This is a genomic window from Nocardia sp. JW2, from assembly GCF_051843015.1.
Classification (GTDB): domain Bacteria; phylum Actinomycetota; class Actinomycetes; order Mycobacteriales; family Mycobacteriaceae; genus Nocardia; species Nocardia coubleae.
Genome location: NZ_JBPXLK010000025.1, coordinates 22,546 through 37,560, shown reverse-complemented (window position 1 = coordinate 37,560; position 15,015 = coordinate 22,546). Strand labels below are relative to the sequence as shown.

General features: G+C 67.6%; 15 protein-coding genes. 7 read left to right on the top strand and 8 right to left on the bottom strand.

The annotated features are described in order from the left end of the window. Positions 1-83 precede the first annotated feature (83 nt). A complete protein-coding gene (locus ACSVDM_RS25995; protein WP_439268461.1) occupies positions 84-983 on the bottom strand; it encodes a LysR family transcriptional regulator in 900 nt (299 codons plus the stop codon). Positions 984-1,108: 125 nt separating this feature from the next. On the opposite strand from ACSVDM_RS25995, the gene ACSVDM_RS25990 reads away from it, so the two are divergent. Then, positions 1,109-1,903 carry an inositol monophosphatase family protein gene (locus ACSVDM_RS25990; RefSeq protein ID WP_439268460.1) on the top strand — a complete coding sequence of 265 codons (795 nt, stop codon included), beginning with the start codon at positions 1,109-1,111 and terminating at the stop codon, positions 1,901-1,903. Positions 1,904-1,925: 22 nt separating this feature from the next. Then, on the top strand, positions 1,926-2,543 hold the full coding sequence (locus tag ACSVDM_RS25985) for an NAD(P)-dependent oxidoreductase (RefSeq protein ID WP_439268459.1): 618 nt from the start codon (positions 1,926-1,928) through the stop codon (positions 2,541-2,543). Between the two features lie 39 nt (positions 2,544-2,582). Here the strand turns inward: ACSVDM_RS25985 and ACSVDM_RS25980 are convergent, their stop codons facing one another. Then, entirely contained in the window at positions 2,583-3,524 is a 942-nt protein-coding gene (locus ACSVDM_RS25980) for a hypothetical protein (RefSeq protein ID WP_439268458.1), read from the bottom strand. A gap of 372 nt (positions 3,525-3,896) precedes the next feature. Here ACSVDM_RS25980 and nrdF point away from each other — a divergent pair, with 372 nt between their 5' ends. After that, entirely contained in the window at positions 3,897-4,859 is a 963-nt protein-coding gene (nrdF, locus tag ACSVDM_RS25975; protein ID WP_067493116.1) for a class 1b ribonucleoside-diphosphate reductase subunit beta, read from the top strand. Between the two features lies 1 nt (position 4,860). Here the strand turns inward: nrdF and ACSVDM_RS25970 are convergent, their stop codons facing one another. Then, the gene (locus tag ACSVDM_RS25970; protein ID WP_439268457.1) at positions 4,861-5,277 is read right to left on the bottom strand and encodes a hypothetical protein; all 417 of its coding nucleotides are present in this window, start codon (positions 5,275-5,277) and stop codon (positions 4,861-4,863) included. A 178-nt stretch (positions 5,278-5,455) separates the two neighbouring features. On the opposite strand from ACSVDM_RS25970, the gene ACSVDM_RS25965 reads away from it, so the two are divergent. Then, positions 5,456-6,073, top strand: a complete 618-nt coding sequence (locus ACSVDM_RS25965; RefSeq protein ID WP_439268456.1) for a hypothetical protein — start codon at positions 5,456-5,458, stop codon at positions 6,071-6,073. Between the two features lie 40 nt (positions 6,074-6,113). Here ACSVDM_RS25965 and ACSVDM_RS25960 read toward each other — a convergent pair whose 3' ends face one another. Continuing rightward, entirely contained in the window at positions 6,114-6,929 is an 816-nt protein-coding gene (locus tag ACSVDM_RS25960; RefSeq protein ID WP_439268455.1) for an alpha/beta fold hydrolase, read from the bottom strand. 120 nt (positions 6,930-7,049) lie between these two features. On the opposite strand from ACSVDM_RS25960, the gene ACSVDM_RS25955 reads away from it, so the two are divergent. From ACSVDM_RS25955 to ACSVDM_RS25945, 3 genes are read left to right on the top strand one after another with little or no spacing between them, the layout of a single operon-like run. Next, entirely contained in the window at positions 7,050-8,057 is a 1,008-nt protein-coding gene (locus tag ACSVDM_RS25955; RefSeq protein ID WP_439268454.1) for a Bug family tripartite tricarboxylate transporter substrate binding protein, read from the top strand. Beyond that, a complete protein-coding gene (locus ACSVDM_RS25950; RefSeq protein WP_067637040.1) occupies positions 8,054-8,578 on the top strand; it encodes a tripartite tricarboxylate transporter TctB family protein in 525 nt (174 codons plus the stop codon). Before ACSVDM_RS25955 ends, ACSVDM_RS25950 begins: the two co-directional genes overlap by 4 nt. Next, entirely contained in the window at positions 8,579-10,096 is a 1,518-nt protein-coding gene (locus tag ACSVDM_RS25945) for a tripartite tricarboxylate transporter permease (protein WP_439268453.1), read from the top strand. A 2-nt stretch (positions 10,097-10,098) separates the two neighbouring features. Here the strand turns inward: ACSVDM_RS25945 and ACSVDM_RS25940 are convergent, their stop codons facing one another. From ACSVDM_RS25940 to ACSVDM_RS25925, 4 genes are all read right to left on the bottom strand, one after another. After that, positions 10,099-10,935 (bottom strand): dioxygenase, encoded by an 837-nt coding sequence (locus ACSVDM_RS25940; RefSeq protein WP_439268452.1) that lies wholly within the window; start codon positions 10,933-10,935, stop codon positions 10,099-10,101. 67 nt (positions 10,936-11,002) lie between these two features. Beyond that, the gene (locus tag ACSVDM_RS25935) at positions 11,003-12,094 is read right to left on the bottom strand and encodes an ABC transporter substrate-binding protein (protein WP_439268451.1); all 1,092 of its coding nucleotides are present in this window, start codon (positions 12,092-12,094) and stop codon (positions 11,003-11,005) included. 143 nt (positions 12,095-12,237) lie between these two features. Continuing rightward, positions 12,238-13,992 carry an outer membrane protein assembly factor BamB family protein gene (locus tag ACSVDM_RS25930; RefSeq protein ID WP_439268450.1) on the bottom strand — a complete coding sequence of 585 codons (1,755 nt, stop codon included), beginning with the start codon at positions 13,990-13,992 and terminating at the stop codon, positions 12,238-12,240. A 95-nt stretch (positions 13,993-14,087) separates the two neighbouring features. Further along, positions 14,088-14,891 (bottom strand): VOC family protein, encoded by an 804-nt coding sequence (locus ACSVDM_RS25925; protein WP_439268449.1) that lies wholly within the window; start codon positions 14,889-14,891, stop codon positions 14,088-14,090. Between the last annotated feature and the right edge of the window lie 124 nt (positions 14,892-15,015).

Sequence of the window (15,015 nt, the reverse complement as noted above, 5' to 3'; positions counted from 1 at the left end):
CCGAAACCGGTAACTGGTCATCGAGTCTGCCCGCGGTGGCAATCGTGGGGCAAACGTTGCCGTGAGTCGTACCCAGAACGTTGTCAGGTGGTCGCTTCGCGCAAGGCGGTAGCCGCGTGTTCCCGGAGCCAGGCGTGAGCGGGATCGTTGTCGTAGCGGCGGTGCCAGGACAGGTACAGGGGGATCTCGGGCATGGCCAGTGGTAACGGCCGGGTGCGCAGGTCGAGGTCGCGTAGCAGTGGCCGGCTGGTGCGTTCGGGGACGGCGAGCACGTAGTCGTGGTCGGCGACGAACCGCAGTGCCGTCGCGATGGTCGGGGTGGCAGCGGCGACCCGGCGGGTCAGTCCGTCGGCTTCCAGAGCGTCGTCGATGGGATCGCGCAGTCGTCCGCGGCGCGACACCGTGAGATGCTCGGCCGCTGCGTAATCCGCCGAGGACAGCGGGCCGTCGGCGAGCGGGTGGTCGGACCGCAGCACCAGGACGAGCCGGTCGTGACCGACGATCCGGTGCCGGAACTCCGGCGACGAAGGCGCACTTGCCCCGGCCTCGAGGTCGATATCGCCGCGGCGTGGATCGCGCGCATCGGTCGCGGCCTCGGCGAGGAAGCGCAGGTGGACGCCGGGTGCTTCGGTGCGCAGGGCACCGAGCAGCGGCGGTCCGGCCACTGCGGCGAGCACGTCGTGCCATTTCAGGATGAAGGTGCGTTCGAGACGGGCCGGGTCGACGCCGGTATCGGGGGTGAGCAGTTCGGCGGCTTGCTGGACCAGGTCGTGCACCCGCGCGCGTAAGGCGAGTGCGCGCGGCGTCGGTGTCATGGTGCGACCGGTGCGCACCAGGATTTGATCGCCGGTGGCGCGGCGAATACGGCCGAGGGTGCGGCTCATTGCCGGTGCCGACACGTGCAGGCGCGCGGCGGCCTCGGTGACGCTGCCCTCCTCGAGCAGGGCGTCGAGCGCGATCAGCAGATTCAAATCCAATTGCATGTGGGTTAATCCAGACGTAAGTAGCTTGCACTTGTAGTCAATGATGTACCGGATTAGCGTAAAAGCCGAGCCGAAACGCACAAGGCTCGAATTACCTTCTCCCCATTGCCTTTTCAGGAGTAGCCATGAACGTCTCCACCGAACTCGACACCGTACCGACTTCCGTGGTCGCCGCCGTCACCACTGCGGGCGACGCGCTGCGTGAGCGCTTCGATCCGGCTGCCCGCCCCACCGACCTCGACACCCTCGTACGTGCCATCCACGCCAACGACGAGGCGATCGCGCCGATCCTGATGGAACCGCTGCTCGCGGCGCGGCCAGGATCCCGCTGGGCCGAGGACGAACTGGCCGGCGGCGCCCTTCCCCCGGGCGAATGGTGGGTGGTCGACACCGCCGAGGGCAATATCAACCACATCCACGGAATGCGCGAATGGGCCGTGACCGCCGCGCTCGTCAGCGACAACGTTCCGGTGCTCACGGCGATCTACGTTCCGCTCACCGGCGACATCTACACCGCTGTGCGCGGCGGTGGTGCTCGGCTCAACGGCGAGCCCCTTCAGGTATCGGCCAAGACCGAGCTCACGGCCGCCCTGGTCGGTACCGGGCAGGCCAAGCCCGGTGAGGAGCCCGCAGCGCTGCGGCGGATGGGCGAGTCGGTGACCGCCATGCTCACCAGTGCCCTGGTGGTGCGGGTCTCGGTGCCCGCGACCATGCAGCTCATCCATGTCGCGGCCGGTCGGATGGACGCGTTCTGGCAGTTCTCCGATGTCCGTTCGGGTCTGCTGCCGGGCGCGCTGCTGGTCGCCGAGGCGGGCGGCGCGGTCACCGATACCGAAGGCCGGCCGTGGAGTCTGGCTTCCGCCGACTTCCTCGCCGCCGCCCCCGGCCTGCACACGCAGGTCGTCGACGTCCTCAACTGACCCGCGAAACCGGAGAACCATCATGAAGATCGCTGTACTCGGCGCCACCGGACAGACCGGACGGTTGCTCGACACGTGCGCACTGGAGCGCGGTCACGAGGTCGTCGCCCTTGCGCGCAGGCCAGACCAGATCGAAGCCCGCCCCGGCTTGCGGGTGGTGCGGGCCGATGTCGCCGAACCGGGGAGTGTCCCCGCCGCGGTGCGCGGCGCCGACGCCATTCTGAGCGGGCTCGGCGTCACCAAGAAACAGGACCCCGCGATCCTGGTCGACGGCGCATTGCAGATCGCCGCGGCCGCGCCACGGGTCGTCTGGCTCACCTCGCTCGGCATGGGTGCTACCGAAGGGGCGCTCGGCACCGTCAGCGGTGCGTTGCTGAAGCGGTTGCTCCGCCATGAATGGGAAGTCAAACACATTGCGGGTCAAGCTATCCGGAATGCGGGCGGAACCACCGTCTATGCCGGGCCGCTCACCGGCAAACCCTACGACGGCAGCGGGCGGCTGATCCGGGCGGACGAGTACCGGTCGCGGATGCTGCCGCCCACCGCGCCCCGTGCGGGTATCGCGGCGCTCATGGTCGCCGAAGCTGAAGCGCCGCGGTTCGCCGATACCGATACCGTCGCGCTGTTCGGCGGTCGCTGATCTGTGAGCGTCCACCGGCCACGGACCGGTGGACGCTCGTCACGGCAGCAGTGGCAGCGCCTCGCGGATCACCTTCTCGGCGACCGACGAGTCGGCGGTGACCGACACCTTCGGCACACGCGGGCCGAGCAGCGCGTCGGTCGGGCCCGGAGTCAGCGCCGGGCCGACGACGGCGGAAAGGGAGGTGATGGACGAGGACGCGGTTTCCGGTTCGAACCGGAACACCTGGCGGTTTCCCACGGTGAAGACGGGGGTGTCGTCGGTGATGGACCGTTCGGAGCCGTAGTCGTAGGTCACGATCGCCTCGTGACCGTCGACGGTGAGTTTGCAGGTGGTGAGCCGCTGATCGCCCACCGGGACGAGCGAACCGAGCAGCGGGGCAACGGCACACGGGTCGGCGCCGGTCACCACCGTGCGATCCGAATCGGGTGAGGTGCCGTGCGGCGGTTCCTCGCGGAACTCGACCAGGGCGATCCGCAACAGGTCCGCCGCGGTAGCGCAGGCATCGCCCGGCGCGCGAACGCTCAGTGACAGATCGGCGCCCGACACGAACAGCGCCCACGCCTGACACGCCGCGCGCGACTGCGGATCCGACGACGTAGCGGGTTCGTCGTCGAACAACACGCGCACATCGCCCATCGACTCCTCGCGCACCGGTCCGTCCATCGCGGGTTCACCGGAGAACATCACCCCCGTACTCCAGGTGGCGTCGATACCGGTGAGATGCCCGTCGACGGCGATGGCGGCGCGGCACTGATCCGGGCGGACGTCCTCGACCGTGCTCACCGTTCCGAACGGCTCGAGCGAGGCGCGCGGCAGCAGGGCGCACACGTCGATCGCGCGTACCTTGCGCAGGACGGTCACCTTCTCCTCGTCGGAAACCGCTGCCCTGGACCAGAATCCGTCGCTGGGCAGCGCATCCGGCGCGGGGCCGGGACCGCACGCGACCGAGGTCATCGCGGCGAGGGTCAACAGAAACATCCGTCGCACAGTCGATGTCCCTTCGGATCGGTTCACTCTCTCCCGACGATCTTCCCGCACCGTGATCGTGGGTCGACGGGGCGGTTCCGGATCGGGCGGCGGGTGGTGGTGCTCACCGACGGGGCGGGGTGGTCGGTGCGTGTGAGGAAAACGCGGGCGATGCGATGGTGGTCCGCGCGGGCGCGTGACGCACAATGGGGGCCGCGTGTGTGGTGCGGATGGTCGGCCGGTGAGGTCGGATCGCCCGCATCGCAACACAAGCTGTTGTGCTCCGCGAGGTTGTCACCCACTACGAGTAGTGTTCGTGGGGAACGGCCTCGCACACGGCGGCGGGTGCGGGTCACAGGTCTGGCGGAAAGGTGTGGAGGCGGAATGAAGCTCATCGATCGGGTGTCGGCCATCAACTGGAATCGGGTCCCCGATGAGAAGGATGCCGAGGTCTGGGACCGGCTCACCGGCAACTTCTGGCTGCCGGAGAAGGTGCCGGTGTCCAACGACATCCCCTCCTGGAACACGCTGACCACCGAGGAGAAGCAGCTCACCATGCGGGTCTTCACCGGCCTGACGCTGCTCGACACCATCCAGGGCACCGTCGGCGCGGTCTCGCTGATCCCCGACGCGCTCACCCCGCACGAGGAGGCGGTGTACACCAACATCGCCTTCATGGAGTCGGTGCACGCCAAGAGCTACAGCTCCATCTTCTCCACCCTGTGCTCCACCAAGGAGATCGACGAGGCGTTCCGCTGGTCGGAGGAGAACCGCAATCTGCAGCGCAAGGCCGAGATCGTCCTGTCGTACTACAACGGCGACGACCCGCTCAAGCGCAAGGTCGCCTCCACGCTGCTGGAGAGCTTCCTGTTCTACTCGGGCTTCTACCTGCCGATGCACTGGTCCTCGCGGGCCAAGCTCACCAACACCGCCGACATGATCCGCCTGATCATCCGCGACGAGGCGGTGCACGGGTACTACATCGGCTACAAGTACCAGAAGGGCCTCGAGCTGGTCTCCCAGGCAGAACGCGACGAGCTCAAGAACTACACCTTCGAGCTGCTCTTCGAGCTCTACGACAACGAGGTCGACTACACCCAGGACCTCTACGACGAGGTCGGCCTCACCGAGGACGTCAAGAAATTCCTGCGCTACAACGCCAACAAGGCGCTGATGAATCTCGGCTACGAGGGCCTGTTCCCGAAGGACGAGTGCGAGGTGAACCCGGCGATCCTGTCGGCGCTGTCACCCAACGCCGACGAGAACCACGACTTCTTCTCCGGTTCGGGTTCCAGCTACGTCATCGGCAAGGCCGTCAACACCGAGGACGAGGACTGGGAGTTCTAGCTCACCGATCCCACGGGGCCCGCAGTTCCGGATCGTCGAAGGCGTCGGCCGCGTCCCGGTAGAGCTCGCTGATGCGCTGCTTCACCTTGTCGCGGTCGGCGCCGGAGATATCGGCCTTATCCAGCCGCGCCGCCGCATTCGCCACCGCCCGGAACACCCTGGTCGGCTTCCCGTCGATGATGTCGGCGACCGGAAACTTGTAATCCTTCTCCAGCGCCGGATCCCCCTCCGGATCGCGATACAGATAGATACTGGCGAGCTTCTTCGGATCACCCTTCGCCCACTCCAGGGCATCATGCTCGGCCCGATGCCCGGTCCACTCATGATCCCGCGGCGCCCACGGCATATCGACCTCGGCGGCATTGTCGGATTCGGGCGGAACCTCACGCTTCGACATAGGTCTCTCCTTGACGCTCACGGGTCATGGATCAGCGCGTGCCATGGTAGCAACGGTGCTTGTGAATGGTTATCTGCGCCCGGAATCCTAATCGTTATCGCGTCAATAATCAGAGACCAATACTTTACGCTGGGCCGTCCCGAAGCGGGGATAGAATTGCACCTTGCATGTTCAACCACCTGCTTCCTAGGGAAATGTCATGGCCGCACCTCCGCCGCCGTATTCTCCGCAGCCGCCGCAGGGCCGCTACTATCCCGGCCTGCCGCCGAAGAAGAAAAACACCAACGTAATTGTCCTTGCCGTTGTCGGAGCCTTTATCGTGCTGTGTGGTTTCGGAGCATGTGTCGGCGCTGTCATATCCGAGGTGGACGAGGAAAAGGCCAGTGCGACACGGTCTGTGGAATTGGTGACGCCGACGGAGATTTCGGCACAGCCGACCGTGTCTGTGTCGGCGCTCGCACCTCAACCGGAGGTCGTCCCGGAACCAGCCCCGGTACCAGCGCCGGAGCCGCCACGCGCGCCGGTTCCAACTCCGGTCCCCCCTCCACCCGCTCCGCCTCCGGCCCCGGCTGCGGCGGACACAACGATCACTCGTGATGGTACCTATCTGGTCGGTTCCGACATCCGACCCGGCACGTGGCGATCGGATGGCACCGGATCATTTTGTTACTGGGAGCGCATGTCCTCGCTGACCGGCGGAATCGATTCGATCATCGACAACGGGCTCGGCGAGGGACAGCAGTTAGTGACAATTCTCGACAGTGATATGGCGTTCGAGACCCAGGGCTGTGGGAAATGGACATTAATCGGGGAGTAGCACACCGGCAGCACGGCTTACGCAATTGACAGACGGGTTGTCATGAAAGGCGGATCTGGTCGACGAAAGTGGAGATGGCGGTGGCTACTGGTTGGGGATGGGTCCACCAGACTGCGTGGCCTGCGGTGGGGCCCGCGATGACGGTGGAGAGGCTCTGGGTGCCAGGGAGAGAGGCGGCTAGGGCGCTGGCGTCGTCGGCGGTGCCGCCTGCTTGGTCGGCGTGGCCGCGCAGGACCAGGGCGGGGCAGGGGATTTCGGGGAGGCGGGGGGTGATTTCGTCGCGGGTGGCGAGGTTTGTCCAGGCCGCTGTGGTGCGGGGGCGGTCAGGGTTGGTGAGCCAGCGGCGGATCCAGTGTTCCTGGTCGGCGTCGGTGCCGCCGATGAGCAGGGGTGCGAGGGCGCGGGCTTGGGGCTCGAGGGGGATGGCGGGGTCGGTCCAGGCGGTGGCCATGGCGCGGTACTGGGCGGATTCCTCGACTGTGTTGGCGCGGGCTGTGGTCGAGGCGAGGACCAGAGCTCTGGTTCGGTCGGGGTAGCGCAGGGCGAAACGCAGGGCCGTGTAGCCGCCCTGGCTCATTCCGCCGAGGATGACGGGGCCCGTGATGTCCAGATGGTCGAGTACCGAGGCGATGTCGTCGGCCAGGTCCCAGTAGGTGAACGGTTCGTCGGGGTCGCTGACGGTCTCGCCGAAACCGCGCGCGTCGACGGCGATCACCCGCAGTCCCGCGGCGGTGAGCCGCGCGGTGGTGCGGTCGAACATCGTTGCGTCCATGAGGAACCCGTGCGACAGCACGATCGGCTCGCCGCTGCCGGTGTCGGTGAAATGGATGACGGAACTGTCGCGCTGCACGGGCATGAGCACGAGGGTAACCGTGGGGACGCGCGCCGGATCCGTCGGCGAATTGTTGTGCGTTCTGTGCACAGCGGCGACCCGACTCGGGCAAACTTTCGGCAGACGTTTGGTGAGAGGACCCCGATGCACCGTGTTCCCCGCTCAGTTCGCTGGATCCTCGGTGTCCTCGGAGTCGTGGTCCTGGTGGTCGCGGCGGGGCTGGACGCCAATCGGTCGGGCCACGGTGCCGATGCGCGGGCCAAGCTGACGGTCATCGCGCCCGCCGCCGCGGGTGGCGGCTGGGACCTGGTGGCCCGCGAAGCCCAGCAGGCGCTGCGCGGCGACGGGATCGTCAACAACGTGCAGGTGGTGAACGTGCCCGGCGCGGGCGGCACGATCGGGCTCGGTCAGTTGTCCACGCAGACCGGGGTGGCGACGGCGATCATGGTCACGGGCACCGTGATGATGGGTGGCATCGCGCGCAACGGCTCGCCCGTGGAGCTGGCCGATATGACGCCGATCGCCCGGCTCGCCGAGGACTTCGAAGTGATCGTCGTCCCCGCCGACTCGCCCTATCGCACCCTCGACGACCTGATCCGGGACTGGCGAACCAACCCGGCCACCACACCGGTCGGCGGCGGATCGGCGGGCGGGATCGACCACATGCTCGCCGCCCAGCTGGCCGAGGCCGCGGGCATCCCCGCCGCTCAGGTGCGCTACGCCGCTTACGCCGGTGGCGGCGAACTCACGATCAACCTGCTCTCGACCGCACCGGGCACCCCTGGTATCGGGATCAGCGGTTTCAACGACTTCCGCGACCTGATCGAGGACGGCAGGTTGCGACCGCTGGCCGTGGTCGCGCCCGGCCGGCTGCCCGGACTCGAGGCGACCCCGACCATGGCCGAGGCCGGCTACCCGCAGGTGGACCTCGTGAACTGGCGCGGGTTCGTGGCCCCACCGGGGTTGAGCGAGCAGGAGCAGAAGGAGCTGATCGACATCGTCACCGAGATGACCCGCACCGAGAGCTGGCGCGACGCCGTCGCCCGCAACCGGTGGCAGGAGACGTTCCTGGCAGGCGAGGCGTTCCGCCAGTTCCTCGCCGAGGAACAGACGCGGATCACCGAGATCGTCGAAGACCTGGGGCTGTCGTGAGTACCACCGAACCCGAACCGGCGTCGGTGTCACGCTCGTGGTGGCGGCCCGGCTGGAGCGCGCTCATCATGCCGTTGCTGCTCGTCGCGCTGGCGGCGTTCCTGTTCGCCGGTATCGCCGACATGGAGGTGGCGGACGAGAGCGAACTGTTCGGCCCGAAAACGGTGCCGCTGCTGGCCGCGGTGCTGTGCCTGGTCTTCGCGGTGCTGTTGGCGGTGAGCGTGATCCGCAGGCCGGAGGTCCCGCTCGACGAGAACGGCCGCCCGATCATCGGTCTGTCCAGCAATTGGCGTGGCACCGGGATCACCTTCGCGTCACTGGTCATGTTCGCGGTGCTGCTCCTGCCGGCCGGGTGGATCATCGCGGGCGCGGTGACGTTCTGGGGTGTCACCATCGGCCTCGGCAGCAGGCGGTACGGGCTCAATATCCTTGTCGGCCTTGCCCTGTCCTCGACCATCCAGTTGGTTTTCGGTGGTCTGCTCGGTATCAGCTTGCCGCCCGGCGTGATGGGACTGTTCTAGATGAACGAGATCGCGAACCTCCTGGAGGGTTTCGGCAGCGTCCTGACCCCGGTCAACCTGCTCTACGTGGTGCTCGGCTGCGTGATCGGCACCGCTGTCGGCGTGCTGCCCGGGCTCGGTTCGGCGATGGCGGTGGCGCTGTTGCTGCCGGTGACGTTCACACTCGACCCGCTGGCCGCGCTGGTGATGATGGCCGCCATCTACTTCGGTGGCCTGTTCGGTGACTCGATCTCCGGCATCCTGATGAACACACCCGGCAACTCCACCGCGATAGCGACGTCCATCGAGGGCCACCGGATGGCGCTCAACGGCCGCGCCCCACAGGCGTTGGCGGCCGCGGCGGTCGGAGCGTTCTTCGGCGGGCTGATCGCGACCGTCCTCGTGGTGTTCTTCGCACCGCACCTAGCGAATCTGGCGACCAGGTTCGGGCCGGGAGAGTATTTCGCGCTGGCGGTCTTCGCGTTCGTCGCGATCTCGGTGGTGGTGTCGGATTCGGTGCTCAAAGGCATTGCCGCACTGCTCATCGGCTTGGCGCTGTCTGTGATCGGCACCGATCAGGTGAGCGGTGCGCAGCGGTTCACCTTCGGCAGTGTGGAACTGTTCGACGGGGTGAGCGTCGTGGTGATCACGGTGTCCATGCTCGCCATCGGTGAAGTCCTGTACGTCGCGTCCCGGATCGGGCGACCCGACGACCGCACGCTCATCGCCCCGCAGGGGCGGCCCTACCTGACGCGCTCGGAGTTCCGGGAAATGGTGCCCGCCATGGCCCGTGGCACGGCCTTCGGTGTGCCGTTCGGGGTGATTCCCGCAGGTGGCGCGGAGGTGCCGACCTTCCTCGCCTACGGTGCCGAGCAACGATTGGACCGCCGCAGCCGTAAGCCGAAGTTCGGCACGGGCGCGATCCGCGGTGTGGCCGCACCGGAAGCGGCGGGCAACGCCACCGCGGGCACCGCGATGGGCGCGCTGCTCGCGCTCGGCCTGCCGACCTCGGCGACGGCCGCGATGCTGCTCGCCGCATTCCAGCAGTACGGAATGCAGCCTGGCCCATTGCTTTTCAGCCGCAACGGCGACCTGGTGTGGGCGCTGATGGCGAGCCTGTTCATCGGCATGATCGTGCTGCTGATCCTGAACATGCCCTTCGCCCGGCTCTGGGCGAATCTGCTGAAGATCCCGCGCGAATACCTGTACGCGGGGATCGCGGTGTTCGCGTGTTTCGGTGTGTACGCCGCGGCGGCGTCGATCGTCGACGTCGTGTTCATGCTGGTGCTCGGTGCGATCGGATTCGCGATGCGCCGCTACGACGTGCCGATCGCCCCGGTGCTCATCGCGGTGATCCTCGGACCGCTGGCCGAGACCTCGTTGCGCGCGGCCATGAACAACTCGGACAACGATCCGCTGACGTTGGTGAGCACCCCGATCACGATCACGCTGTACGTGCTGCTGGCAGGCGTCGTCGCCATCGGTGTGTTCAACAAACTGAAGCTGCGCCGCAGCGTGCGCGCCGACGCGCCGGAATGATCTCAGCGAGGCGGGCGGCCACCACCCGGCAGGGGACTGGACTTCTCGCCCACACCGATCGTGAGCGATACGGCCATGGAGGTGGCCGGAGTGCCTGAGACGGTGGCCAATTCGGCATCCCAGCCGTCACCGAAGACGTTGTCCGAGGACAAGCTCACCGCCGACATGTTCTTCGTGCTGGCCGCGTAACCGGCATCGGCGGCGAACACCGACTCGCAGGAGTCCTGGGGGAGGGCGATCTGGGAGGTGAGGCGGGCGTTCTCGCCCGCGACGGCGGTGGTGAGCGAGTCGTAGACCTCGAAGTGGATATGCGGCCAGCGGCCCGCGTAGCAGGCGGGGAAGATCGAGGTGAATTCGACGACTCCCGCATCGTCGGCCACCTGCACGCCGCGTAGATAGTTCTGGTTGGTGACGCCGTCGCTGTAGAGCGAGTAGCGGCCCTCGCGATCGCAATGCCACACATACACCGCCATCCCCGCACCGGCACCGCCCCGCACAAGGTCGTGCAATGTCAAGGTCAGTGACATCGGGATGCCCTGGGCGACACCGGAATACGCGCCGAAGCTGGTTGTCAGATCGGATCGGACGACGCCGGATTCGATCAGCACATTCGGTCCGTTGGAGCCGTCACCGGGGTAGGGGCCCGCGGTTTCCTGTGGGGCTGCGGCGGGGGTGGCCGTGGCGGTCGTCGAAGCCTCGGTGGTGGTCGCGTCGGTTTCCTCGCCCGCCGCGCAGCCCGCCGCGACGGCGGCTACACCCGCGGCTCCGAGAACGCCGAGAATTCGCCGCCGCGACATCACCCGCAGGTCGTGACCGAGTCCCAAATCGTGTTCGTCCATGCCGACGACGGTAAGCGCGCGGACTGCGTCCGGCCTGGAAACTCGCTGGACGTTTGCTGTACGCCGATCAGTCGGTGACGTAGCCGTTGAGGCTGTTGCGCAGATCCGTCAGCACGGCGCGTGCCGCGGTGAGGCCGGTGGTGTGCCAGATCTTGTCGTCCACCGCGAACACGCGGCGATCCGTCGCGGCGCCCAGGTTCTCGAATTCCTTCGAGCGCAGCACCTTCTTGCCGTGCGCCTCGCCGTCGGGGCCGTCGAACATCACGTAGATGATGTCGCCTTCGGCCTTGTTCGAGAAGTCGTCGGGGGTGATGTCGAACGAGGTGCCGCGCTGTGCCTGCGGACGCTGCACACCGGCATCCGAAAGGACCTGGGCGACAAAGGTTTCCGAACCCTGCACCTGGATCGTGTCGGCGGTGAAACGCAGCACCGAGGCCTGGGACTGGTTCGCGTGCAGCGCGGTGCCGACGTCCTGGGCTTCGGTGAGATAGGACTGCAGGGCACTTTCGGCGGCGTCGGTGCGGCCCATACCGGCGGCATAGGCGACGAAATCGGACTGCCAGCTGCCGCCGCTGCCGACCAGCACGGTCGGGGCGATCGCACGCAACGCCTCGTAACCGCCCGCGGCAGGGGGGACGTCGCCGAGGATGAGGTCGGGCTTCAGCTCGGCGATCCGCGCCGGGTCGGGCGCGCCGATCGGGCCCACACTCGGCACCTTCAGCACGCCGTACCCCAGGTACATCGGCTGCGGACGCTCACCGTCGAGCGTCACCGCGCCCGCGACCCGCTCCCACAGACCGAGCGCACACGCCGCGTCGAGAGCGGAACTGGTGAGCACGACGATGCGCTGCGGGTCGGCGGGTACCTCCGTGACCCCGGCCGAATGGGTGACCGAGCGGGTACCCGAACCCGCGTCGGGTGCGCTCGGCGTCGGGCACGCAGTGGTCGTATCGCGGTCGGCGCCGACCACACCGGCACCGGCGATATTGGTCGTGGTGCGGATGATCGTGCTCGCGTCGTCGTGTTTGTCCGCGCAACCCGCGCTCACCACGGCGACGCACAGCAACGCGGCGACAACGAGCGCGCCCCGCGAGCGGTCACGACGACCCTGCGTGGCGGTGCGACGGAATCGGGTGCGTTCTCGGGCGCTCACCGGCATGCGCACGAGGGTACTGGGTTGGGTCGGCGGGCCTGCCGGGGGCCGAGGGTCGTCGGTGCGGAACCAGTCGACCGCAGTTGCGCGACGACCTATCCCACTGCTGGTAAATCGGTTGAATCGCGCGGCTCGGTGGCACTTCGCGATCAGCCGAAGCCGATGATCTCGGAGTCGTTACTCTGGCGATCGGTCGAGATCACCAGCACGGATCCGTAGGTGGTGGCCACCCACGGGTCCGCGTATGGACCGGTGGCCACGAGTACGGCTCGGCCCTCGCGGCCGGTCGACCGGTCCCAGGTCCGCAGCTTGTATTCGTCGTCCCAGTTCAGCATGACGATCTGGTCGGTGAGCAGCGCCGAGCGCTTGTCGTGCAGCACCCGCCGGTCCTGGGGTGTGGACATCTCGAGTTCGGTCGACTTGGCGGCGTCGGCTGTCGACTGCACTTCCCAGAGCTCGCGCAGTCCTTGCCGGTCCGGGTTGCCGTAGCTGACCAGTGCTGCGGTGCTGTCCGCTACGTCCACGTCGCTGTCATCGCGCGTCGACACGACGACGCTCGAAGTCAGCGGCTGGTCCGGTCGCACGAAGATTTCGGTGTCCGCCTCCTCCCGCCAGCGCTTCACCCAGACGACGCCGCTGTCGAAAACGCGGACGTCGATATCGAAATCTTGCTTAGCCCCTGGAGTGGGGAAGCTGCGCTTCTCGCGAACCTCTCCGGACATTGGATCGAACGCGGTGACGACCACCGTCGCATCCCCTCCTTCGTCACACATCACCACACGGTAGATCGCGGTAGTGGTGGTGGCGACGTGCGGCGGCCTGGCGGTGCAGGCGTCCGATTCACCTGGGGCGCGCCACATTTCACGCCCGGTCCTGGCGTCGTAGCGGGTCACCCGCCCGAGCGAGTCGGAGGCTGTGGCCAGCAAGTGTCCCTCGGCCACGGAACGAGAATCGCGAGCGAAATCCCCTCCGGTCCAGAGCAGTTCGCCGGTGGCGGCGTCGAATGCCAGCCAGCCGATGTTCGCCCAGTAGGTCAGCACGACGTCCTCGGCGCGCAGGTAGATCGTCTGGTCGTACGCGTGCCACACGCTGTCGGTGCTGATATCGCTGCGCCGGTAGTGCCACCGTTCGGTTCCCGTCGCACCGTCGTACTGCGTGAGGCCCGCAGGCGTCGCGACGACGAATCCGCTTCGGGTGACGAGGATTCGGTGGCGCAGATCGGGATCGGCCGGGATCTGGAGCCGGAACTTCTCGGACCCGAGCACCGCGGGCGCGGCAGCCTCCGGTGCCGCCGCGGCGGTGACGTGATCGCCGGCGACGCTGTCGTCCCCGAAGCGGACCGCGACGCCCGCGGCGCCGAGCACCGGGATGACGCCGACGACGAGCGCCGCCGCCAGCGCCCACCAACGCGGCACCGGGCCGGTCGGCTTCACCACGAACACGAAGATCAGCAATGCGCCCGAGATGGCGAGGGCGAGCGACGCGATGGCAGATGATGCCCGGGGTGTCACGACGAAGTCCGAGGTCAGTCGCCGATATGTCGACGGGATGTCCGCCGCCACCGCGAACCACAGGCCTCCACCGAGAACGAAGAGTATCGCCAGTACGCCTCCCGCACCGACACTCGCGGCACGCTCGTCACCGCGCCGCCCTAGAACGAGCACCACGGCACCGGTCAGCGCCGCGGCGCCCGCGACGACCAGGGCTCCCCGGATCAGACGGAACGGGAAATCGGCGGTCTCGCTGAAGTCGCCGTTGAACGGCACCGGAATCGGCTCCGCGACGAACTGGCTGTAAAGCGCCAGCACCACACCCCCGGCGAGGAGTACGGCACCGACCAGGCCGGCGAGTATCGGTATCGACCGCAGTACACGCGCGCGTTCGGTCGTCTGGTCCCCGGACATCTTCCCCCACAAAAGAACTCGTCGATACCGCCCGCTCGGGCGTCGCGTCGAGACTAGCGCCGGGGGTGGCGACGCGGGAAACGTCGCCGCCTCGGTCAGCGGGCGGTGCCGCCGATGCTGAAGTGGGCGCCGGTGGGATCGGTGAGACCGGCGACCCGGCCGTAGGGCGTGGTCATCGGTTCGAAGGCCAGCTTTGCGCCGAGGGATACGGCGAGCTCAGCGGTCTTGTCGGTGTCGTCGCTGCCGAAGTACACCACCCACGCGCCGGGTACTCCTTCGGGCAGATGGCCTTGGCCGTCCATCACCCCACCCAGCATCGGGGACTCGGCGTGCAGGGTGGTGTAGCGGAACTCCTCGGTGTCGGCGACGGTGAAGGTGTCGTTCCAGCCGAACACCGCGCGGTAGAAGTCGAGCGACTGCGGGTAGGAGCGTGTCATGAGTTCGAACCAGGACGGTAGGCCTGCGGCGTCCTGCCAGACTCCGTCGGCGACCCGGCCGATCTCGCCGAAACCGGGGAAGGGCCCTGGCTGCCACACGCCGACACCCACTCCGCCCACATCGGCCAGCACGGCCATCGTGCCGACACCGGGGACCTCCATCGCCTTCACGAACACGGTGCCACCCGCTTCGGCGGCCTTCTGCTCGGTGGCGGCCGCGTCGTCGGAGTGCAGGTAGACGGTCCAGCGGTCGGGGTACGGATCGCCCTCGTCCTCGATTCGGCTCATGGCACCGGCGACGGCGACGCCGTTCTTGCTGAACGTGGTGTACCCACCGAACTCCGGCCCGCCGCGTTCGGCGGTCCAGCCGAACAGTTCGCCGTAGAAGGCGATGGCGCGGTCGAGATCGGAGGTGTAGAGGTCGATCCAGGTGGGATCGCCGGGTTGCGGGGTGAACTGCATGCTGACTCCTCGGCTGAAGGGACCTACGCAGACGGTCGCAGGCGCGGACACCGTCTGCAATCAAGACGCGCCGGGGCGGGAAAAGTCATCGCAGCCAACCCGTCGCACCCGCGCGACCTGCGAA